Source organism: Streptomyces sp. NPDC056580 (genome assembly GCF_042793175.1).
In the GTDB taxonomy this organism is placed as follows: domain Bacteria; phylum Actinomycetota; class Actinomycetes; order Streptomycetales; family Streptomycetaceae; genus Streptomyces.
Map to the genome: position 1 here is coordinate 127198 of NZ_JBHTVE010000004.1, position 19625 is coordinate 146822.

Below are 19625 nucleotides of genomic sequence, written 5' to 3' on the forward strand. Positions count from 1 at the left end.
CCCCCGAAGCCCCCGCGTTCTCAGCGCGCCGCCAGCTCCAGCTCCCGTACCAGCGGTTCGCCGGCCACCTGCTCACCCACACCCTCGGCGACGGAACGCCCGTCACCCGTAGAGGAGTTGCGCCACAGCCACGCCACGTCCCGGCCGAACGACCACACCAGCGAGCCCAGCGACAGCACGACGAGCGCCAGGTTCGCCGGGTGCGGCAGCAGCTCCGCGCCGGCCAGCATCAGGCAGACGCCCTGGAGGGCGGCGACCGTCTTGCGGGCGAAGGACGGCGGCAGCGGGGCGTTCAGCCAGGGGGCGACACGGGCCGCCGCGACGAACGCGTACCGCATGCCGCCGATCAGCATCACCCACGGGCCCAGCCGCGTCGAGACGTACACGCTCAGCACCAGGATCAGGAACGCGTCGACCTCCATGTCGAAGCGGGCGCCGAGCGTGGAGGAGGTGCCGGTGCGGCGGGCCACCTTGCCGTCCACACCGTCCAGCAGCAGCGCCACTGCGGTCAGGCCGACCAGCAGCGTCACCGGCGGCGCGCTCTCGAAGGAGTCCGCGACCAGCGCGGTCACCCCGCCGACCAGGGTGGCCCGGCCGAGGGTGACCCGGTTGGCGGGGCCGAAGGAGCTGAGCCGGGAGCGGTGCAGGGCGCGGGAGAGGACCGCCCAGGTGGCGAACGCGAAGACCAGCCCCGTCAGCCAGCCGGCCGGCCCCATGCCGATCGCCGAACCGAGCAGGGCGAGCAGCAGGAGCTGTACGCCCGCTCCGACAGCGGTCTCCTGCTGGAGCCTCGCGTCAAACGTGTTGTTCAGGGCCACCGCACATCCTCCGGCCGAGTGACAGAGTCGATCAACGCCGCGTACTGTGCGCGGCCTGTGCACATCTCGGTACGTGAACAACTTCCCGATCGTTCAGGAGGATGCCGATGAACCGGTCGGCCCGCGCGTTCTGGCTGCGCTCCCCGGGAGCCGGTGAGCTGCGCGACGTCACCCTCGCGGAGCCGGCCGAGGGCGAGGTCCTGGTCCGCACGCTGTACTCCGGAGTGAGCCGCGGCACGGAGACGCTGGTGTTCCGCGGCGGCGTGCCGGAGTCCCAGCACGCCGTGATGCGGGCGCCGTTCCAGGAGGGCGACTTCCCCGCGCCGGTGAAGTACGGCTACCTGAACGTCGGCGTCGTCGAGGAGGGCCCGCGTGAGCTGATCGGCCGTACGGTGTTCTGTCTGTACCCGCACCAGAGCCGTTACGTCGTTCCGGTGAACGCGGTGACCGTGGTGCCCGACCGCGTGCCTCCCGGGCGGGCCGTGCTCGCCGGGACCGTGGAGACCGCCGTGAACGCCCTGTGGGACGCGGCGCCCCTGATCGGCGACCGGATCGCGGTGGTCGGCGGCGGCATGGTCGGCTGCTCGGTCGCCGCGCTGCTCGCCCGTTTCCCCGGCGTACGGCTGCAGCTCGTCGACGCGGACCCGGCCCGCGCCCGGACCGCCGCGGCGCTCGGCGTGGACTTCGCCGCGCCCGGCGACGCCCTCGGCGACTGCGACCTCGTCGTGCACGCCAGCGCCACCGAACAGGGCCTGGCCCGTTCCCTGGAACTCCTCGCCCCCGAGGGCACGGTGGTCGAACTGAGCTGGTACGGCGACCGGCGCGTCGCCCTGCCGCTCGGCGAGGCCTTCCACTCCCGCCGGCTCACCGTGCGCAGCAGCCAGGTCGGCACCGTCTCCCCGGCCGCCCGTGCCGGGCGCGGCTACGCCGAACGGCTGGCGCTCGCCCTCGACCTGCTCGCCGATCCGGCCCTGGACGCCCTCATCACCGGCGAGAGCGCCTTCGAGGAGCTGCCCGAGCTGATGCCCAGGCTCGCCTCCGGCGAGATCCCGGCCCTGTGCCACCGCATCGACTACACCGGCGACGGCCCGTCCCGGCGATGACGTGAACGGCCCGGCACGTGAAAGACAAGAGCGGCCTGACCTGAGAAAAGAGTGAGAGGAGGCTGAACGCGGGGAAGCCAGGAGCCGTACTACACGGCAATCCCCGGCGGGTGACCGCCGGGGGCATCAGACGCGCCGCACCTGGAGGGTCGTCCGTTGTTCAGCATCACCGTCCGCGATCACATCATGATCGCCCACAGCTTCCGCGGCGAGGTGTTCGGACCCGCGCAGCGTCTGCACGGCGCCACGTTCCTGGTGGACGCCACCTTCCGCCGTGAGGAGCTGGACGAGGACAACATCGTCGTCGACATCGGCCTGGCCACCCAGGAACTGGGCGCCGTCGTCGCCGAGCTGAACTACCGCAACCTCGACAACGAGCCGGAGTTCGCCGGAATCAACACCTCCACCGAGTTCCTGGCCAAGGTCGTCGCCGACCGGCTCGCCGAACGCGTCCACAAGGGCGCCCTCGGCGAAGGGGCCAGGGGCCTCACGGGCCTCACCGTCACCCTGCACGAGTCGCACATCGCCTGGGCGAGTTACGAGCGTGCCCTGTGACCGGGACGACGACCGTGGAGACCACGCAGAAGGCGCGGCTCGCCTACGTGCCCGCGCAGCCCACCGCCCCCGAGAACGCCGGAATCATCCCCATGTCCCTGCGCACCGTGCACTTCGTCATGCCGGGCGGCGTCGACGACCCGGCCGCGCCGAGCGGCGGCAACGCCTACGACCGCCGGGTCTGCCTGGACCTGCCGGGCTTCGGCTGGCAGGCCGTCCGGCACCCGGTGCCCGGCGGCTGGCCGCGCCCCGCCCGTGCCGACCGCGACGTGCTCGCCCGCACCCTGCGGGAACTGCCGGACGACACCGTCGTCCTGCTCGACGGCCTGGTCGCCTGCGGCGTGCCGGAGATCGTCGTCCCCGAGGCGCAGCGGCTGCGCCTCGCGGTGCTGGTGCACCTGCCGCTCGGCGACGAGACCGGTCTCGACCCGGCGGTGGCCGCCGCCCTGGACGCCCGCGAGCGGGAGGTGCTGCGGGCGGCGGGCGCGGTGATCGCCACCAGCGACTGGGCCGTCCGCCGGATCGTCTCCCACCACGGCCTCGCCCCGCAGCGGGTGCACGCCGCCGCCCCAGGCGCCGACATCGCGCCCCTCGCCCCCGGCACCGACGGCGTCTCCCGGCTGCTCTGCGTCGCCGCCGTCACCCCGCGCAAGGGCCAGCACCGGCTGGTGGAGGCGCTGGCCGCGGTGACCGACCTGCCGTGGAGCTGCGTGTGCGTCGGCGGGCTCACCCAGGACCCGGAGTACGTCGCCCGGCTGCGCGGCCTGATCCGCGAACGCGGCCTGGAGGACCGGCTGCTGCTCGCCGGGCCGCGGGCCGGCGCCGAGCTGGACGCGGCCTACGCGTCGGCCGACCTGATGGTCCTCACCTCGTACGCGGAGACCTACGGCATGGCCGTCACCGAGGCGCTCGCCCGCGGGGTCCCGGTGCTGGCGACCGACGTCGGCGGGGTGTCCGAGGCGGTCGGCCGCGCCCGCGACGGCGGCGTCCCGGGCATCCTCGTCCCACCGGAGGACCCGGCCGCGTTCGCCGCCGAACTGCGCGGCTGGTTCGGCGAACCCGATGTGCGCCGCCGGCTGAAGGCCGCGGCCCGCGGCCGCCGTGCGGCGCTCGGCGGCTGGGCGACGACCGCCCGCAGCCTGGCCGGAGTCCTCGGCCGGCTCCCCGAGGCGCCGAGGAGGGCGGCATGACGGACACGCGGACGGCGACCGGCGGCATCCCCGCCCAACCAGGGTTCGGCGGAGCCGAGTTCGTCCCGGACGGTGAGGAGGCGGCGATGGGATCCGGTGCGCGCGACGGCGACCCGCACGGCGTGATCGCCGGTGCCGGGCCCGTGACCGGCCCCGGCGAACGGGCCACCGTGAGACTGCGGGACGGCGAGCCGCAGGAGCCGCCGCGGTACGCGCCCGAATGGCTGCGGCTGCGGGAACCGGCCGACGCGGCGGCACGGGCCCGGGACCTGCTGGACCCGCTGCGCGTCCGGCTGGCCGAAAGGTCCGGCGGGGCGGGCGGGGTGACGGTGCACGACCTCGGCTGCGGCACCGGCTCGATGGGCCGCTGGCTCGCGCCCCGGCTGGACGGCGCCCAGCACTGGGTCCTGCACGACCGCGACGCCTACCTGCTGCACTTCGCCGCCGCGGGCTCCCCGCGCGCCTCCGCCGACGGCGGCCGGGTCACGGTCGAGACGCGGCGCGGCGACGTCGCCCGGCTCACCCCGGACGCGCTGACCGGGGCCGGTCTCGTGACCGCCTCCGCGCTGCTGGACGTCCTCACCCGCGAGGAGGTCGGCACCCTGGCCGCCGCCTGCACCGGCGCGGGGTGCCCCGCCCTGCTCACCCTGTCCGTCGCGGGCCGGGTCGAACTCACCCCGTCCGACCCGCTGGACGCCGAGATCACCGAGGCGTTCAACGCCCACCAGCGGCGCGGCGGGCTGCTCGGGCCGGACGCGGTCACCGTGGCCTGCGAGGCGTTCGCCGAGCGGGGCGCCACCGTCCGGGTGCACCCGAGCCCCTGGCTGCTCGGCCCCGGGGAGTCCGCGCTGACCGCCCAGTGGCTGCGGGGCTGGGTGGGCGCGGCCGTGGAGCAGCGGCCCGAGCTGTCCGAGCGCGCCGAGCGCTATCTGCGCGAGCGGCTGGCCGCGTGCGAGGCCGGTGAGTTGCGGGCGGTGGTCCACCACAGCGATCTGCTCGCGCTGCCCGGGTCGGCGGGCGGGGCGTCGTGAGCGGACAGGCAGTGGAGACCGGCGCGCGGCCGCGCCGGGCAGGGATCGCGGCGCCCGGTTGGGCGCGGGTGGTCCCGTACGCGCGGACCGGCGGCGCCCGGGACGGTGCCACGGCGCCCTCGGCCGGACCGGTGACGGCGCCGCCGGAACCGTCCGCCCCCGGGCCCGCCCACGCGGACGCCGGCGCCCCCCGCCGCCTGTTCCGGCGGCTCGGCTCCCGTGCCGTCCGCACCCACGTGGGCACGGTCGCCGGCGCGGCCATCCTCGCCGGGCTGCTGTGGCGGCTCGGCACGGGTGTGCTGCTCGACGGGCTGCGGCGGATCGACTCGGCGTCGCTGCTGCTCGCCCTGGGCATCGGCCTGGTCACCACCGTGTTCAGCGCGTGGCGCTGGCAGTTGGTGGCCCGCGGGCTGCGCATCCGGCTGCCGCTCGGGCCGGCCGTGGCCGACTACTACCGGGCGCTGTTCCTCAACGCCGCGCTTCCCGGCGGGGTGCTGGGCGATGTGCACCGGGCGGTACGGCACGGGCAGAGCGCCGGTGACGTCCGGCGCGGAGTGAAGGCGGTCGTGCTCGAACGGGTCGCCGGGCAGGTCGCGCTGGCCGTGACCGGCGCGGTCGTGCTGGTGGTCCTGCCGTCTCCGGTCCGGGAGGAGGTGCGGGGTTTCGCACCGCTGGTGGCGCTCGCCGCGGCGGGCGCGTTCGCCGTCGCCCTCGCCGTCCGGCTGAACCGCGCGCCCTCGCGCCGCGGCGGCGCCCTGCGCTCCGCGCTCGGCGAGGCACGCCGGGGCCTGCTGTCGCGCGAGGCGGGGCCCGGGGTCGCGCTGTCCTCCGCCGTCGTACTGGCCGGGCACGTCGCGATGTTCGTCGTGGCGGCCCGGATCGCGGGATCGGCCGCGTCGGTGCCGGTGCTGCTGCCGCTCGCGGTGCTCGCCCTGGTCGCGATGGGGCTGCCGCTGAACGTCGGCGGTTTCGGGCCCCGCGAGGGCGTCACCGCCTGGGCGTTCGGCGCCGCCGGGCTCGGCGCGAGCAGCGGGGTGGCCGTGGCCGTGGTGTACGGGGTGCTGAGCTTCGTGGCGAGCCTGCCCGGCGCGGCCGTGCTCGTCGCCCGCTGGTACACCGGGCTGCGCGGCTACCGCCGTACCGCCGCCGGGCCGGAGCCCGAGGTGAGCAGGCCGAAGAGGGCGCCGAACGACTCCGCCAGGCCGGCCAGCAGCTCCTTCCCCTTCTCCGCGGACCCCAGGGAAGGGCGGCCGATGACGCCCGATTCGGTGTAGGCGGACATTCCCACGGTGAGGAGATGACGACGGTCGTCAGCGGTGAAATCGGCGGACTCGTAACCAGGGCGGACCACTTCGGGGTGAGCGTGCAGCAGAATGGAGGTCTCGATCTCGCCCGCGTGCATGTCGGTGAGCAGGGAGGTGAGCACCCCGGCCCGCTCCCGCGCCGCCTCCCAGTCCTCGGCGGCCGGGAACAGCGCCATCCGCTCCCCGCGCGCGGAGGCCTCCTGGACGACGTTGCCCAGCACGTAGTTGCCGCCGTGAGCGTTCACCACGACGAGCGCCTCGACGCCCGAGCGGCGCAGCGAGTCGGCGATGTCCCGGACCACCGCGTGCAGCGTCACCGCGGAGACGCTGACGGTCCCCGGCCAGTCGGCGTGCTCGTGCGAGCAGCCGATCGTCACCGGCGGAAGGAGGTGGACCGGATACGCGCCCGCGATCTCCCGGGCCACGGCACAGGCGACGAGCGTGTCGGTCGCCAGCGGAAGGAAGGGGCCGTGCTGTTCGAAGCTGCCGACGGGAAGGACGGCCACCTGTGTTGAAACGCCCGCCGCCCGCATCCGTACGTCTTCCGTAGTGTCCGCCGGTACCACCCCGAAGCCGGCCGTGTCCGCGCCCGAACCACTCATCTTTCCCGGCCCTTCGTCTCTGCTTAGGAATCAGATCATGACAGAAAACCTCGGTGTCCTCGGCGAGAAGTCCGCACGGCGTTCGGGCGTGGAACGCGTCGTGAACGCGCCGCTGCCCACCGTGTACGGGCAGTTCCAGGCGATCGGCTACCTGGACCACGACCGCGGTGACGAGCAGGTCGCGCTCGTCCACGGGGAGATCGGGACGGAGAACGTGCTGACCCGGCTGCACTCGGAGTGCCTGACCGGGGACGCGTTCGGCTCCCGGCACTGCGAGTGCGGTGACCAGCTCGCCTCGGCGCTGCGCGCGGTGGCCGCCGAAGGCAGCGGCATCGTCGTCTACTTGAGAGGGCACGAGGGCCGGGGCATCGGCCTGCTGGCCAAGTTGCGGGCGATGGCCCTGCAGGCGGAGGGCCTGGACACGGTCGAGGCGAACCTGGCGCTCGGCCTGCCCGTCGACGCCCGGGACTACGGGGTGGCGGCCGGCATCCTGCACGACCTCGGGGTGCGCTCGGTCCGGCTGATGTCCAACAACCCGCGCAAGCGGGAGGCGCTGGTGCGGCACGGCGTCCAGGTCGCCGAGCAGGTGCCGCTGCTGATCGAGCCCTGCGAGAGCAACATCACCTACCTGCGCACCAAGCGCGAGCGGCTGGACCACGTGCTGCCCCACCTGGACGCGGTCGCCCACGGGTCCTGAACGGCCGGGACAGGGCCGGGGGCGGGCGGCGACGACACCCCCGCCCCCTCGGCCTGGTCCGACTCCGGACGGTCAGCCGTGCTGTCCGATGCGGTCGACCACCTGGATGTCCTTGAGGGTCCTGGTCTCGTAGTAGTAGTCGGTCTGCCTCCACTCGCCGTGGATCTTCTTCGGCGAGCTTCCCTTGGCGCGCAGGCCCAGGTAGTCGTACGTCCTGGGATCGAAGAGGAAGGTGAACGACGCCCCGGGGTAGGTGACTCCGACGGCGCTGCGCCCGAAGCCGTCCGCGTCGGCGTAGTCGAGCCGGATGCGGGGAAGCTTCGACAGCGCCCCGAAGGTGCCGGCCTGCAGGCCGGGTGGCGTGACCCGCGGTGCCATCATCAGCATGCATCCGTCGAAGAAGATCATTATGTCGCTGACGGGTGCGTCTTCGCTGCCTCTGAACCGGGCCAGGAGCTTGTCGGGGTCCGTCGGCATCTTCTGGAGCTCGGAGTAGACGGTCGGAGGCCACCTCACCTCGTGCTTGCCGAGTGGAGGGTCGTGGTGGACCTTCCCGTACTCCCGGCGCAGGGACGGCTTCGAGCCGTCCACCGACATCCAGCTCTCGTCCGTCCAGGTCCTGGCGGGCCCGCCCTTCGCCGGTACCCGGCTGATGTAGGTGCGGGTGTAGAAGTACTGGTCGTCGCGCGGCACGGGCAGGTCGCTGCCCGCGGCGCGCGATCTGTCGGCGGCCCGACGCAGCACGTCCGCCGCGCTGACCGCTTCCAGCCGCGGCCTGCGGTCGCCTCCGCCGTCGAGTGCCACGACCACGGCGCCCGCGGCCGCCGCCGTCAGGCCGGCGAACGCGGTGCGCAGCACGATCCGCCGGCTCAGCCGGCCCGCCCGGGGCACGGCGCCGTCCGACTCCCGTGCCATGGCGGCCTCCAGACGGGCCCGGGCGGCGGTGCGGGCCTCGTCGGACGGTCCCGGCCGCTCGGCGTCCCACGCGCGCACCGTCGTCAGTTCATCCATGATCGGTCCCCTTCTCGGGTGCGGTCGAGGTGGTCGCCTCCGGGTCGCCCAAGGCCCGGCGCAGCCTGGTGCGGGCCCGGTGGAGACGGGAGCGCACGGTGCCGACGGGCAGGCCCAGCGCCCGCGCGGCCTGCGCGTAGTCGAGCTCGCCCCAGGCGATCACCAGGAGCACGTCCCGGTACCGGCCCGGCAGTTCGGCGAGGGCGCCGGCCAGGGCGCCGTACGTCTCGCCGGAATCGAGTCCTCCGGTCGTCCTGTCCTCCCAACCGGCCTGTTCCTCCCGCTCCTGCGGCAGCGACGCCATCCGGGACAGCGCCCGCAGCCTGCGGGCCTCGTGCCGGCGGTGACGGCCGATCAGATTGGTGGCGATCCCGTACAGCCAGGGCCGTGCGTGCGGGTGGGACGGGTCGTAGCGCCGCCTGCGCTGGAAGGCGATCACGAACGTCTCCGCCATCAGGTCGTCGGCGGTGTCGGAGCCAAGGCGCCGGGCGATGTAGCGGTGGACGTCGTCGGCGTAACGGTCGAATATCACGGCGAACGCGTCGGGTGTCTCCCAGGACCGTTCGATGACCGCACCGTCGGAGGCGCCGCCCGCGTCCATCGCCAGAGCGAACGCGGCGCCGGTGGCGGGCGGGAGGGTCACGGGCTGCCTCTGTGGTTCATGTGGCGTCCTCGGGGCTCGGTGGCATGGTCACCTGCTGTTCGCCGATGCCCGCCTGCGAGTTCCCATCCGGAGAGTGGCCTGCGTCACAGTCGGGCATCCGGTCGGCGCATCAAGCGGGAGACATCGCACAGTCCCGCCCCCGCGCCTGCGGGGCGAGACGCCCCGGCCCGGAGATCAGACGACGACGGCCTCGTGGACCAGGCGGCGCAGGTCGGGGAAGACCTTCAGCTTCTTCGGGCGGAGCTGGGTCATGAACTGGACGGTCAGGTCGTGGGCCGGGGCGACCCAGAAGGCGGTGGTGGCCACGCCGGTCCAGCCGTAGGTGCCCGGGCTCGTCGGGGCGAGAGTGCGGGCCGGGTCGACGACGACGGAGACGTTGAAGCCGAACCCGAGGCCCTCGTTGGCGCGTACCCGGTGGACGGGGGCGCCGAAGGAGCTGAGCCGGGCGCCGCCGGGCAGTTGGTTGCGGGTCATCAGCGCGAGCGTCCCGGGCGACAGCAGGCGGGCGCCGTCCAGCTCCCCTTCCCGGCGCAGCATCTCCATGAACCGGTGGAAGTCCCCGGCGGACGCGACCAGGCCGCCGCTGCCGGACAGGAAACGCGGCCGGCCGCGCACCGGCAGTCCCGGGATCGGCGTTATGCCGCCGTCCTCCGTCTCGCCGTACAACTCCGCCAGTCTGCCCGCCTGTTCGCCGGTGATGTGGAAGCCGGTGTCCGTCATGCCGAGCGGGCGCAGGATCCGCTCGGCGAAGAACTCGTCCAGCGGCTGTCCCGAGACCACCTCGATCACCCGGCCCAGCACGTTGGAGGCGACGGAGTAGTTCCACTGCGTGCCCGGCTCGAACTGCAGCGGCATGCGCGCGTACACCTCGACGGTCTCCGCCAGGTCCTTGCCGGGCGGCACCGAGTACTCGAGACCCGACTCCCGGTACAGCGCGTCGACGGGGTGCTCGTGGTAGAAGCCGAAGGTCAGGCCCGCGGTGTGGGTGAGCAGATGCCGGATCAGTACCGGGCCGCGAGCCGGGCGGGTGCGCGCGTCCGCACCCGAGCCGCCCTCGTAGACCCGCGGGCCGGCGAACGCGGGCAGGTGCTTCTCGAGCGGGTCGTCGAGGGACAGGCGGCCCTCCTCCACCAGCAGCAGCACCGCGACGGCGGTGACGGGCTTGGTCATGGAGTAGATCCGCCACAGGGTGTCCGCCCCCACGGGCAGCCCGGCCGCGCGGTCCCGGTGACCGTACGCGGTGAGGTGCGCGACGCGGCCGCCGCGCGCCACCGACACCAGGAAGCCGGGCAGCCTTCCCTCGTCGACGAGACGGGCGAAGTGCCGGTCCAGCCGGTCGAGGGCCTTCGGGTCCAGTCCGGCCTCGTCCGGGTCGGTTTCCTGCCGCAGCTCAGCCATCGCTCTCCTCCGCTCGCGTCGTACCCGTGCGGCACGCGCATCCCGCCGGCCGCAACGCCCGCACGCTCTCATCGTCCCGCAGGAACGCCGGTGCGAACCCCGTGCCCGGCGGTGTGTGCGACCGGCCGGGAATGCGCCGCCCGGCCCGTCGAGTTGCTCCAGGTATGACTCAGGACGCCACGCAGGAAGACGCACTGCTGAAGCTGCTCGGCGAGGGCAACGGCGGAGTGCTGGTCACCCTCAAGAAGGACGGCCGGCCGCAGCTCTCCAACGTCACCCACGTCTACTCTCCGGACGAGCGGATCATCCGGGTCTCGCTCACCGACGACCGGGCCAAGACCCGGAACCTGCGCCGGGATCCCCGCGCGTCGTACCACGTCACCACCGCCGACCGGTGGGCCTACGCGGTCGCCGAGGGCACCGCCGACCTCTCGCCGGTGGCACGGGATCCGCACGACGAGACCGTGGAGGAACTGGTCCGGCTCTACCGGGACGTCTCCGGTGAACACCCGGACTGGGACGACTACCGGGCCGCGATGGTCCGCGACCGCCGGCTGGTGCTGCGGCTGCGCGTCGAGCGGGCGTACGGCATCCCGGAGCGCTGAGCTACGGCGCCGTCGCCGCGGTCCGCGCCTCGAGTGCCCGCAGCACCGCCACCATGTCCTCGCCGCCGTGCCCCAGCGCCACCGTCTCCTCGAACAGGGAGTGACAGGCGTCCAGCAGCGGCGAGGCCAGGCGGCCCCTGCGGGCCGCCTCGGCGATGAGCCGGTTGTTCTTCAGCACGTCCAGGGCGGCCGCCTGCACCCCGAAGTCCCGCTCGCGCAGCTTGGGCGCCTTCATCCGGGACACCCCGCTGGCCATCGGGCCCGCGTCCAGCACGTCCAGGAACAGCCGCCGGTCGAGCCCCTGCCGCTCGGCGAAGTGGAACGCCTCGGTCAGCCCGGTCACCACGGTGATCAGGAAGAGGTTCACGGACAGCTTCATCAGCAGCGCGTCCGGCGCCGCACCGCACACGAACGTCTCCCGGCACAGCGGTGCGAGCAGCGGTCGCACGGCCTGCACGGCGGACTCCTCGCCCGCCAGCATGGCCACCAGCCGGCCCTCCTCCGCCGGGACGCGGGACCCCGAGACCGGTGCCTCGACGTACCGGCCGCCTGCCGCCCGCACGTCGGTCTGCAGGGCGTGGGAGTACTCGGGGGAGGTCGTGCCCATGTGCACGACGACGCGTGCGGCGACCCGCGAGGCGAAGTCCGGGGTGCCGCGGCCGAGGACGGTGTCGACCGCGGCCTCGTCGGCGAGCATCAGCAGCACCGTCCCGGCCCGGGCGAACACCTCGGCGGCGTCCGCCGCCACCCGGGCGCCCGCCGCGCGCAGCGGCTCGGCCCGCTCCGGCGTCCGGTTCCACACCACGAGCGGCGTGCCGGAGGCCGCCAGCCGCAGGGCCATGGGCTGACCCATCACTCCGAGACCGATGAAACCGACGTCCATGGCGCGTCCTTCGTCCGGGCGGAGGCTCGCGGGGGGCACCTCCGGGTCGCTTATGACCGTCGTCATAGTAGCGGGCGTTATGACGTCGGTCATAGGGTGACGGGCGTCGGACGATCGGAGGCCCGTCATGGCGCAGTCGCGGTACGGACCACGCGAGCGGATGGTGTTCAGCGCGGCCCAGCTCATCCGGCGGCACGGGGTCGCCGCGACCGGCATGCGGGACGTCGCCGCGCACGCCGGGGCGCCGCGCGGCTCGCTCCAGCACTACTTCCCGGGCGGCAAGGAGCAACTGGTCGACGAGGCCGTGGCCTGGGCCGGCCGGTACGCCGGCCGGCGCGTCGCCCGGTTCCTCGCGGGGCTGGACGAGGCGACGCCGAGCGGACTGTTCGCGGCGATGGCCGCGCAGTGGACGGACGAGTACCGGGCGGACGGCTTCGCCGCCGGCTGCCCGGTCGCCGCCGCGACCGTGGACCGCGCATCGGCGGACGGTTCCACCCGCGAGGCGGCGGCGGGCGCGTTCGCGGCCTGGCGCGGCCCGGTCGCCGAGGCGCTGACGGGCATGGGGGTCCCGGCGGCCCGCGCCGACTCCCTCGCCACGCTGATGATCAGCACCCTGGAGGGGGCGATCCTGCTGGCCCGGGCCGAACGGGACGTCCGCCCGCTGGACACCGCGGTCCGGGAACTCGGCCCCCTGCTCGACTCCGCGGTCGAGCCGGCCGACGAAAGGGGAGCGAGCGGCGCCTGAGGGCGAGCCTCAGCCGGCGGTACGCTCCGCCGTGAGGTAGGCGACGACCAGGTCTCCGAGCATGGCGCGGTAGTGGTCGCGCCGCGCCGGGTCGACGAGATCGCGGCCGAACAGCGCGCCGAAGGTCTGCCGGTTGGCGACCCGGAAGAAGCAGAACGAGCTGATCACCGCGTGCAGGTCGACGGCGTCCACGTCGGCTCTGAACACTCCCGTCTCCTGCCCGGCGGCCAGGATCCGGCGGATCACCCCGAGGGCCGGGGAACCGGTCCCCCCGAGCTTCTCCGACGCGGCGATGTGCTCGGCGCCGTGGATGTTCTCGATGCTGACCAGACGGACGTAGTCCGGGTGCCGCTCGTGGTGGTCGAAGGCCAGCTCGGCCAGCCGCCGGACGGCCGCGACCGGATCCAGGTGCTCGACGTCCAGTTGCCGCTCGGCCTCGCGGATCGCGCCGTAGGCCCGCTCCAGGACGGCGGTGAAGAGCTGCTTCTTGCCGCCGAAGTAGTAGTAGATCATCCGCTTCGTGGTGCGGGTGCGGGCCGCGATCTCGTCGACCCGGGCGCCCTTGTAGCCGGCTCTGGCGAACTCCCGGGTGGCCACGTCCAGGATCTCGGCCCGGGTGCGGGCCGCGTCCCGCTGCCGCCCGCCGGGCGGTACCGGTTCGTCGACGCTGGTCATCGGGCTCCTTCGGGCGTAGGGCCGGTGCCGGTGATTCTAGGAGCAGGGGCGGTACGCGTCGCGGCCCGGGCCACCTGAGGTGGCCCGGGCCGCGTGGCGGGGCGGGTGCGGTCGCCGCCTCGGCGAGCGCCCCGGCGGTCAGTCCTTCTTCGCCGACTCCACGGCGTGCCCGCCGAACTGGTTGCGCAGCGCGGCGATCATCTTCATCTGCGGGGAGTCGTCCTGCCGGGAGGCGAACCGCGCGAACAGCGAGGCGGTGATGGCGGGCAGCGGCACGGCGTTGTCGATGGCCGCCTCGACCGTCCAGCGGCCCTCGCCGGAGTCCTCCGCGTAACCGCGCAGCTTGCCCAGGTGCTCGTCCTCGTCCAGGGCGTTGACCGCGAGGTCCAGCAGCCAGGAGCGGATGACGGTGCCCTGCTGCCAGGAGCGGAACACCTCGCGGACGTTGTCCACCGACTTGACCTTCTCCAGCAGTTCCCAGCCCTCGGCGTAGGCCTGCATCATGGCGTACTCGATGCCGTTGTGGACCATCTTGGAGAAGTGTCCGGCACCCACCCGGCCCGCGTGGACGAAGCCGTACGGGCCCTCCGGCTTGAGCGCCTCGAAGACCGGCCGCAGCCGCTCCACGTGCTCCTTGTCGCCGCCGACCATCAGCGCGTAGCCGTTCTCCAGGCCCCACACGCCGCCGGAGACGCCCGCGTCGACGAAGCCGATGCCCTTGACGCCCAGTTCGGCGGCGTGCTTCTCGTCGTCCGTCCAGCGGGAGTTGCCGCCGTCGACCACCGTGTCGCCCTCGGACAGCAGGTCCTTGAGCTCGTCGACGACGCCCTGGGTCGCGGTGCCGGCCGGGACCATCACCCAGACGGTGCGCGGCGCGTCCAGCTTCTCCACCAGCTCTTCGAGGCTCTTGACGTCGGAGACTTCCGGATTGCGGTCGTAGCCGATGACGGTGTGGCCGGCGCGGCGGATCCGCTCGCGCATGTTGCCGCCCATCTTGCCGAGACCGATGAGACCGAGCTGCATGATCTGATCACTTCCTGAGAGAACGGTAGGCGGCGACGAGGGCTGTGGTGGAGGGGTCCAGGCCGGGTACCCGGGCGCCTTCGGTCAGGGCGGGTTCGATGCGCTTGGCGAGGACCTTGCCCAGTTCCACGCCCCACTGGTCGAAGGAGTCGATGTTCCACACCGCGCCCTGCACGAACACCTTGTGCTCGTAGAGCGCGATCAGCTGGCCGAGCACGGACGGGGTCAGCTCGGGCGCGAGGATGGTGGTCGTGGGCCGGTCGCCGGGGAAGGTCTTGTGCGGGACCAGTTCGTCCGGCACGCCCTCGGCGCGGACCTCCTCGGCGGTCTTGCCGAAGGCCAGGGCCTGGGTCTGCGCGAAGAAGTTCGCCATCAGCAGGTCGTGCTGGCCCGCGAGTTCGCCGCTGAGCTCGCCGACGGGACGGGCGAAGCCGATGAAGTCCGCCGGGATCAGCTTGGTGCCCTGGTGGATCAACTGGTAGTAGGCGTGCTGCCCGTTGGTGCCGGGCGTGCCCCACACCACCGGCCCGGTCTGCCACGTCACCGGCCTGCCGTCGCGCTGCACCGACTTGCCGTTGGACTCCATGTCCAGCTGCTGCAGGTAGGCGGTGAACCGGGACAGGTAGTGGCTGTAGGGCAGCACCGCGTGCGACTGCGCGTCGTGGAAGTCGCCGTACCAGATGCCCAGCAGGCCCATCAGCAGCGGGGCGTTGGACTCGGCGGGAGCGGTGCGGAAGTGCTCGTCGACGGTCCGGAAACCGTCCAGCATCTCCCGGAACCGGTCCGGGCCGATCGCGATCATCAGCGACAGGCCGATCGCCGAGTCCAGGGAGTAGCGTCCCCCGACCCAGTCCCAGAACTCGAACATGTTCTCCGGGTCGATACCGAACCCGGCGACCTTCTCGGCGTTCGTCGACAGCGCCACGAAGTGCCGGGCGACGGCCTTCTCGTCACCCAGCGCCTCCAGCAGCCACGACCGCGCCGACGTCGCGTTGGTGATCGTCTCGATCGTGGTGAACGTCTTCGACGCGACGATGAACAAGGTCTCCGCCGGGTCCAGGTCACGGGTCGCCTCGTGCAGGTCGGCGCCGTCCACGTTGGACACGAACCGGACGGTGAGGTCGCGGTCGGTGAAGGCGCGCAGCGCCTCGTAGGCCATCGCGGGGCCGAGGTCGGAGCCGCCGATGCCGATGTTGACGACGTTGCGGATCCGCCTGCCGGTGTGGCCGGTCCACTCACCGGAACGGACCCGCCCGGCGAAGTCGGCCATCTTCTCCAGCACGGCGTGCACCCGGGGCACGACGTTCTCCCCGTCCACCTCGACCACCGCGTCCGGCGCGGCCCGCAACGCGGTGTGCAGCACCGCCCGGCCCTCGGTGACGTTGATCCGCTCACCACGGAACATGGCGTCCCGCAGGCCGAAGACGTCCGTCGCGGCGGCAAGTTCCCGGAGCAGCGCCAGGGTCTCGTCGGTGACCAGGTGCTTGGAGTAGTCGATGTGCAGGTCGCCGACCCGGACGACGTAGCGCTCCGCGCGGCCGGGGTCCGCCGCGAACAGCTCGCGCAGGGAAGGCCGGACCGCTGCCCTGTGGTCCTCGAGCGCCGTCCACTCGGGGCGGCGGGTGAGCTCGGGAAGATCTGACGGTGCGTCGGACATGTCAGGCGTGCTCCTTGGTGGCCTCGCCCCTGAGGGCGGCGGCGTACATCTCGTCGGCGTCGAGGCGGCGCAGCTCCTCGGCGATGAGTTCGGAGGTGGGGCGGACCTTCAGGGCCAGGGTGCGCGGCGGCTGCCCCGGCAGGGTCAGCGTCGCCAGGGGCCCTTCGGGGCGGTCGATGACGATCTCGCCGTTCTCGGTGCCGAGCCGGACCGCGGTGACCACCGGCCCGGGCGTGACCACCCGGTCCACCGGCACGTTCAGCCGGGTCTCCAGCCAGCGGGAGAGGAGCTCCGCGCTGGGGTTCTCCTGCTCGGCCTCGACCGCCGCCGAGGTCACCTTCACCCGGGCCTGGTCGAGCGCGGCCGCCAGCATGGAACGCCACGGCGTGAGCCGGGTCCAGGCCAGGTCGGTGTCGCCGGGCGCGTAGTGGCGGGCCCGGGTCTCCAGGACCTCCAGCGGACGCTCGACGGCGTACAGGTCGGTGATCCGGCGCTGGGCCAGCGCGCCGAGCGGGTCCTTGGAGGGGGTGTCGGGCGCCTCCACCGGCCACCACACGACGACCGGGGCGTCGGGCAGCAGCAGGGGCAGCACCACCGAGTCGGCGTGGTCGGACACCTCGCCGTAGGTGCGCAGCACCACCGTCTCGCCGGTGCCGGCCTCGGAGCCGACCCGGACCTCGGCGTCAAGCCGGGACGCGGTGCGGTCGCGCAGGGTGCGGGAGTGCCGCTTGATGACGACCAGGGTGCGCGAGGGGTGCTCGTGCGAGGCCTCCTCGGCGGCCCGCAGGGAGTCGTAGGCGTTCTCCTCGTCCGTGACGATGACCATCGTCAGGACCATGCCCACGGCCGGGGTGCCGATGGCCCGGCGGCCCTGCACCAGAGCCTTGTTGATCTTGCTTGCCGTGGTGTCGGTCAGGTCGATCTTCATGGCCTGCGCCAGCTCCGTCCGTCTCGTGCGAGCATCTCGTTCGCTTCCTCCGGCCCCCAGGTACCCGCCGGGTACTGGGCCGGCCTGCCGTGCCCGGACCAGTACTCCTCGATCGGGTCGAGGATCTTCCAGGACTCCTCCACCTCCTGATGACGGGGGAAGAGGTTGGCGTCGCCGAGCAGCACGTCCAGGATGAGCCGCTCGTACGCCTCCGGGCTGGACTCCGTGAACGACTCGCCGTAGGCGAAGTCCATGGAGACGTCCCGGATCTCCATCGAGGTGCCCGGCACCTTGGAACCGAACCGCACGGTCATGCCCTCGTCCGGCTGGACGCGGATCACGATGGCGTTCTGGCCCAGCTCCTCGGTGGCGGTGGAGTCGAACGGGGAGTGCGGGGCCCGCTGGAAGACCACCGCGATCTCGGTGACCCGGCGGCCGAGGCGCTTGCCGGTGCGCAGGTAGAAGGGGACGCCCGCCCAGCGGCGGTTGTCGATGTCGAGCTTGATCGCGGCGAAGGTGTCGGTCTTCGACTTGGGGTCGATGCCGTCCTCCTGGAGGTAGCCGACGACCTTCTCGCCGCCCTGCCAGCCGGCCGCGTACTGGCCGCGCACGGTGTGCAGGCCGAGGTCCTCCGGCAGCCGCACCGACTTCAGCACCTTCAGCTTCTCGGTGAGCAGCGCCTCCGCGTCGAACGCGATGGGCTCCTCCATGGCCGTGAGGGCCATGAGCTGCAGCAGGTGGTTCTGGATGACGTCACGGGCGGCGCCGATGCCGTCGTAGTAGCCGGCGCGGCCGCCGATGCCTATGTCCTCGGCCATCGTGATCTGCACGTGGTCGACGTAACTGCGGTTCCAGATCGGCTCGTACATCTGGTTGGCGAAGCGCAGCGCCAGGATGTTCTGGACCGTCTCCTTGCCGAGGTAGTGGTCGATCCGGAACACCTGGTCCGGCTCGAACACGTCGTGCACGATCGCGTTGAGCTGGCGCGCGCTGGTCAGGTCGTGCCCGAAGGGCTTCTCGATGACCGCGCGGCGCCAGGCGCCCGGCGGCGGGGAGGCCAGGCCGTGCTTCTTGAGCTGCTGGACGACCTTGGGGAAGAACTTCGGCGGCACCGAGAGGTAGAAGGCGAAGTTGCCGCCGGTGCCCCGGGAGGCGTCCAGTTCGTCGACGGCGTCCTTGAGCTGCTTGAACGCGGTGTCGTCGTCGAAGTCGCCGGGGACGAACCGCATGCCCTCGGCGAGCTGCTGCCAGACCTCCTCGCGGAACGGGGTGCGCGAGTGCTCGCGCACCGCCTCGTGCACGACCTGCGCGAAGTCCTGGTCCTCCCAGTCCCGGCGGGCGAAGCCGACGAGGGAGAAGCCGGGCGGCAGCAGACCGCGGTTGGCCAGGTCGTAGACGGCCGGCATCAGCTTCTTGCGGGACAGGTCGCCGGTCACGCCGAAGATGACCAGGCCGGAGGGGCCCGCGATGCGGGGCAGCCGGCGGTCGCTGGGATCCCGCAGCGGGTTCACCCAGTCGGCGGCCGGGCCGACCGGGACGCGCACGTCCGCGGACGCGGCCGGCTTCTCCGGCTGCTGGGTGTTGGTCGTCATCACGCGTCAACTCCCTTGTTCTTCAATGACTCGGTGACGGCGTCCAGCAGCTCCTGCCAGGCCGTCTCGAACTTGGCGACGCCCTCGTCCTCGAGCTGCTGGACGACCTCGTCGTAGGAGAGGCCGAGCCGCTCGACGGCCGCGAGGTCCGCGCGGGCACGCTCGTACCCGCCGGTCACCGTGTCACCGGTGATCTCGCCGTGGTCGGCGGTGGCCTTCAAGGTGGCCTCCGGCATGGTGTTGACGGTGCCGGGGGCGACCAGTTCGTCGACGTACAGCGTGTCCTTGTACGCGGGGTCCTTCACCCCGGTCGAGGCCCACAGCGGACGCTGCTTGTTGGCCCGGCCGCCGGCGAGCGCCTGCCAGCGCGCGGAGCCGAACACCTCCTCGTACGCCTCGTAGGCGAGCCGCGCGTTGGCGAGGGCCGCCCGGCCCTTGAGCGCGAGAGCCTCGTCGGTGCCCAGCGCGGTCAGCCGCTTGTCGATCTCGCTGTCCACGCGGGACACGAAGAAGGACGCCACCGAGTGGATCTTCGACAGGTCCAGACCCCGCTCCGCGGCCTTCTCCAGGCCGGCCAGGTAGGCGGCCATGACCTCGCGGTAGCGCTCCAGGGAGAAGATCAGCGTCACGTTGACGCTGATGCCGAGGCCGATGACCTCCGTGATCGCCGGCAGGCCCGCCCGGGTCGCCGGGATCTTGATCATCACGTTGGGGCGGTCGACCAGCCAGGCGAGCTGCTTGGCCTCGGCGACCGTGGCCTCGGTGCGGTGGGCGAGCCGCGGGTCGACCTCGATGGAGACCCGGCCGTCACGCCCGTCCGAGGCGGTGTACACGCCGTGCAGGATGTCGGCGGCCGCCCGTACGTCGGCGGTCGTCATCATCCGCACGGCCTCCTCGACCGTCACACCCCGCACCGCGAGGTCGGTGAGCTGCTCCTCGTAGCCCTCGCCGGAGCCTATGGCCGCCTGGAAGATCGAGGGGTTGGTGGTGACGCCGACGACGCCGCCGCCGTCCACGAGAGCGGCCAGGCCGCCCGAGGTGATCCGGCTGCGCGACAGGTCGTCCAGCCAGACCGACACCCCCTCGTCGGCGAGGCGCTTGAGGGCTCCCGGGGTGGCGATTGCTTCGGTCACAGTGATCTTCT

The 19625-nt window shown here is 73.0% G+C and carries 19 protein-coding genes and 1 pseudogene; 8 read left to right on the forward strand and 12 right to left on the reverse strand.

The features are described from left to right. Positions 1 to 20: 20 nt before the first annotated feature. Positions 21 to 818: a CDP-alcohol phosphatidyltransferase family protein gene (locus ACFQ9Z_RS09475; protein WP_383013401.1), complete on the reverse strand. Its 798-nt coding sequence runs from the start codon at positions 816 to 818 to the stop codon at positions 21 to 23. Between the two features lie 107 nt (positions 819 to 925). Between ACFQ9Z_RS09475 and ACFQ9Z_RS09480 the strand changes: the two genes are divergently transcribed. The 5 genes and pseudogenes from ACFQ9Z_RS09480 to ACFQ9Z_RS09500 all read left to right on the forward strand — a co-directional run. Continuing rightward, positions 926 to 1921 (forward strand): dehydrogenase, encoded by a 996-nt coding sequence (locus ACFQ9Z_RS09480; RefSeq protein WP_383013404.1) that lies wholly within the window; start codon positions 926 to 928, stop codon positions 1919 to 1921. Between the two features lie 156 nt (positions 1922 to 2077). Continuing rightward, positions 2078 to 2476, forward strand: coding sequence for a 6-pyruvoyl tetrahydropterin synthase family protein (locus ACFQ9Z_RS09485; protein ID WP_383013407.1), 399 nt, complete (start codon positions 2078 to 2080; stop codon positions 2474 to 2476). Beyond that, on the forward strand, positions 2473 to 3666 hold the full coding sequence (locus ACFQ9Z_RS09490; RefSeq protein WP_383013410.1) for a glycosyltransferase family 4 protein: 1194 nt from the start codon (positions 2473 to 2475) through the stop codon (positions 3664 to 3666). The genes ACFQ9Z_RS09485 and ACFQ9Z_RS09490 overlap by 4 nt, the downstream gene beginning before the upstream one ends. An 86-nt stretch (positions 3667 to 3752) precedes the next feature. Then, positions 3753 to 4697 (forward strand): SAM-dependent methyltransferase, encoded by a 945-nt coding sequence (locus tag ACFQ9Z_RS09495; protein ID WP_383014441.1) that lies wholly within the window; start codon positions 3753 to 3755, stop codon positions 4695 to 4697. A 296-nt stretch (positions 4698 to 4993) separates the two neighbouring features. Next, positions 4994 to 5725, forward strand: a pseudogene (locus ACFQ9Z_RS09500) (lysylphosphatidylglycerol synthase domain-containing protein); the annotation flags it as partial. Positions 5726 to 5826: 101 nt separating this feature from the next. Here the strand turns inward: ACFQ9Z_RS09500 and ACFQ9Z_RS09505 are convergent. Then, positions 5827 to 6603: a creatininase family protein gene (locus tag ACFQ9Z_RS09505; protein ID WP_383013413.1), complete on the reverse strand. Its 777-nt coding sequence runs from the start codon at positions 6601 to 6603 to the stop codon at positions 5827 to 5829. A gap of 37 nt (positions 6604 to 6640) precedes the next feature. On the opposite strand from ACFQ9Z_RS09505, the gene ribA reads away from it, so the two are divergent. After that, on the forward strand, positions 6641 to 7300 hold the full coding sequence (gene ribA, locus ACFQ9Z_RS09510) for a GTP cyclohydrolase II (RefSeq protein ID WP_383013416.1): 660 nt from the start codon (positions 6641 to 6643) through the stop codon (positions 7298 to 7300). 72 nt (positions 7301 to 7372) lie between these two features. On the opposite strand, the gene ACFQ9Z_RS09515 is transcribed toward ribA, so the two are convergent. From ACFQ9Z_RS09515 to ACFQ9Z_RS09525, 3 genes are all read right to left on the reverse strand, one after another. Next, positions 7373 to 8311, reverse strand: coding sequence for a CU044_5270 family protein (locus ACFQ9Z_RS09515; protein ID WP_383013419.1), 939 nt, complete (start codon positions 8309 to 8311; stop codon positions 7373 to 7375). Beyond that, positions 8304 to 8912, reverse strand: coding sequence for an RNA polymerase sigma factor (locus ACFQ9Z_RS09520; protein WP_383014444.1), 609 nt, complete (start codon positions 8910 to 8912; stop codon positions 8304 to 8306). Before ACFQ9Z_RS09520 ends, ACFQ9Z_RS09515 begins: the two co-directional genes overlap by 8 nt. Positions 8913 to 9149: 237 nt before the next feature. Beyond that, positions 9150 to 10373: a serine hydrolase domain-containing protein gene (locus tag ACFQ9Z_RS09525; protein ID WP_383013422.1), complete on the reverse strand. Its 1224-nt coding sequence runs from the start codon at positions 10371 to 10373 to the stop codon at positions 9150 to 9152. 164 nt (positions 10374 to 10537) lie between these two features. On the opposite strand from ACFQ9Z_RS09525, the gene ACFQ9Z_RS09530 reads away from it, so the two are divergent. Next, a complete protein-coding gene (locus tag ACFQ9Z_RS09530) occupies positions 10538 to 10978 on the forward strand; it encodes a PPOX class F420-dependent oxidoreductase (protein WP_383013425.1) in 441 nt (146 codons plus the stop codon). Position 10979: 1 nt separating this feature from the next. Here the strand turns inward: ACFQ9Z_RS09530 and ACFQ9Z_RS09535 are convergent, their stop codons facing one another. Beyond that, positions 10980 to 11954: an NAD(P)-dependent oxidoreductase gene (locus tag ACFQ9Z_RS09535; RefSeq protein ID WP_383013428.1), complete on the reverse strand. Its 975-nt coding sequence runs from the start codon at positions 11952 to 11954 to the stop codon at positions 10980 to 10982. Positions 11955 to 11988: 34 nt separating this feature from the next. On the opposite strand from ACFQ9Z_RS09535, the gene ACFQ9Z_RS09540 reads away from it, so the two are divergent. Further along, positions 11989 to 12606: a TetR/AcrR family transcriptional regulator gene (locus ACFQ9Z_RS09540; protein ID WP_383013431.1), complete on the forward strand. Its 618-nt coding sequence runs from the start codon at positions 11989 to 11991 to the stop codon at positions 12604 to 12606. A 9-nt stretch (positions 12607 to 12615) separates the two neighbouring features. Here the strand turns inward: ACFQ9Z_RS09540 and ACFQ9Z_RS09545 are convergent, their stop codons facing one another. The 6 genes from ACFQ9Z_RS09545 to tal form a co-directional block, all read right to left on the reverse strand. Next, positions 12616 to 13281 (reverse strand): TetR family transcriptional regulator, encoded by a 666-nt coding sequence (locus tag ACFQ9Z_RS09545; protein ID WP_383013434.1) that lies wholly within the window; start codon positions 13279 to 13281, stop codon positions 12616 to 12618. Between the two features lie 138 nt (positions 13282 to 13419). Next, entirely contained in the window at positions 13420 to 14304 is an 885-nt protein-coding gene (gene gnd, locus ACFQ9Z_RS09550) for a phosphogluconate dehydrogenase (NAD(+)-dependent, decarboxylating) (protein WP_383013437.1), read from the reverse strand. Positions 14305 to 14311: 7 nt separating this feature from the next. Next, positions 14312 to 15961: a glucose-6-phosphate isomerase gene (gene pgi / locus ACFQ9Z_RS09555; RefSeq protein ID WP_383013440.1), complete on the reverse strand. Its 1650-nt coding sequence runs from the start codon at positions 15959 to 15961 to the stop codon at positions 14312 to 14314. A 1-nt stretch (position 15962) separates the two neighbouring features. After that, positions 15963 to 16889 (reverse strand): glucose-6-phosphate dehydrogenase assembly protein OpcA, encoded by a 927-nt coding sequence (gene opcA, locus ACFQ9Z_RS09560; protein ID WP_383013443.1) that lies wholly within the window; start codon positions 16887 to 16889, stop codon positions 15963 to 15965. Further along, complete coding sequence (gene zwf, locus ACFQ9Z_RS09565; RefSeq protein WP_383013446.1) at positions 16886 to 18481, reverse strand: glucose-6-phosphate dehydrogenase; 1596 nt, start codon at positions 18479 to 18481, stop codon at positions 16886 to 16888. The genes opcA and zwf overlap by 4 nt, the downstream gene beginning before the upstream one ends. Further along, entirely contained in the window at positions 18481 to 19614 is a 1134-nt protein-coding gene (gene tal, locus ACFQ9Z_RS09570; RefSeq protein ID WP_383013449.1) for a transaldolase, read from the reverse strand. The genes zwf and tal overlap by 1 nt, the downstream gene beginning before the upstream one ends. Between the last annotated feature and the right edge of the window lie 11 nt (positions 19615 to 19625).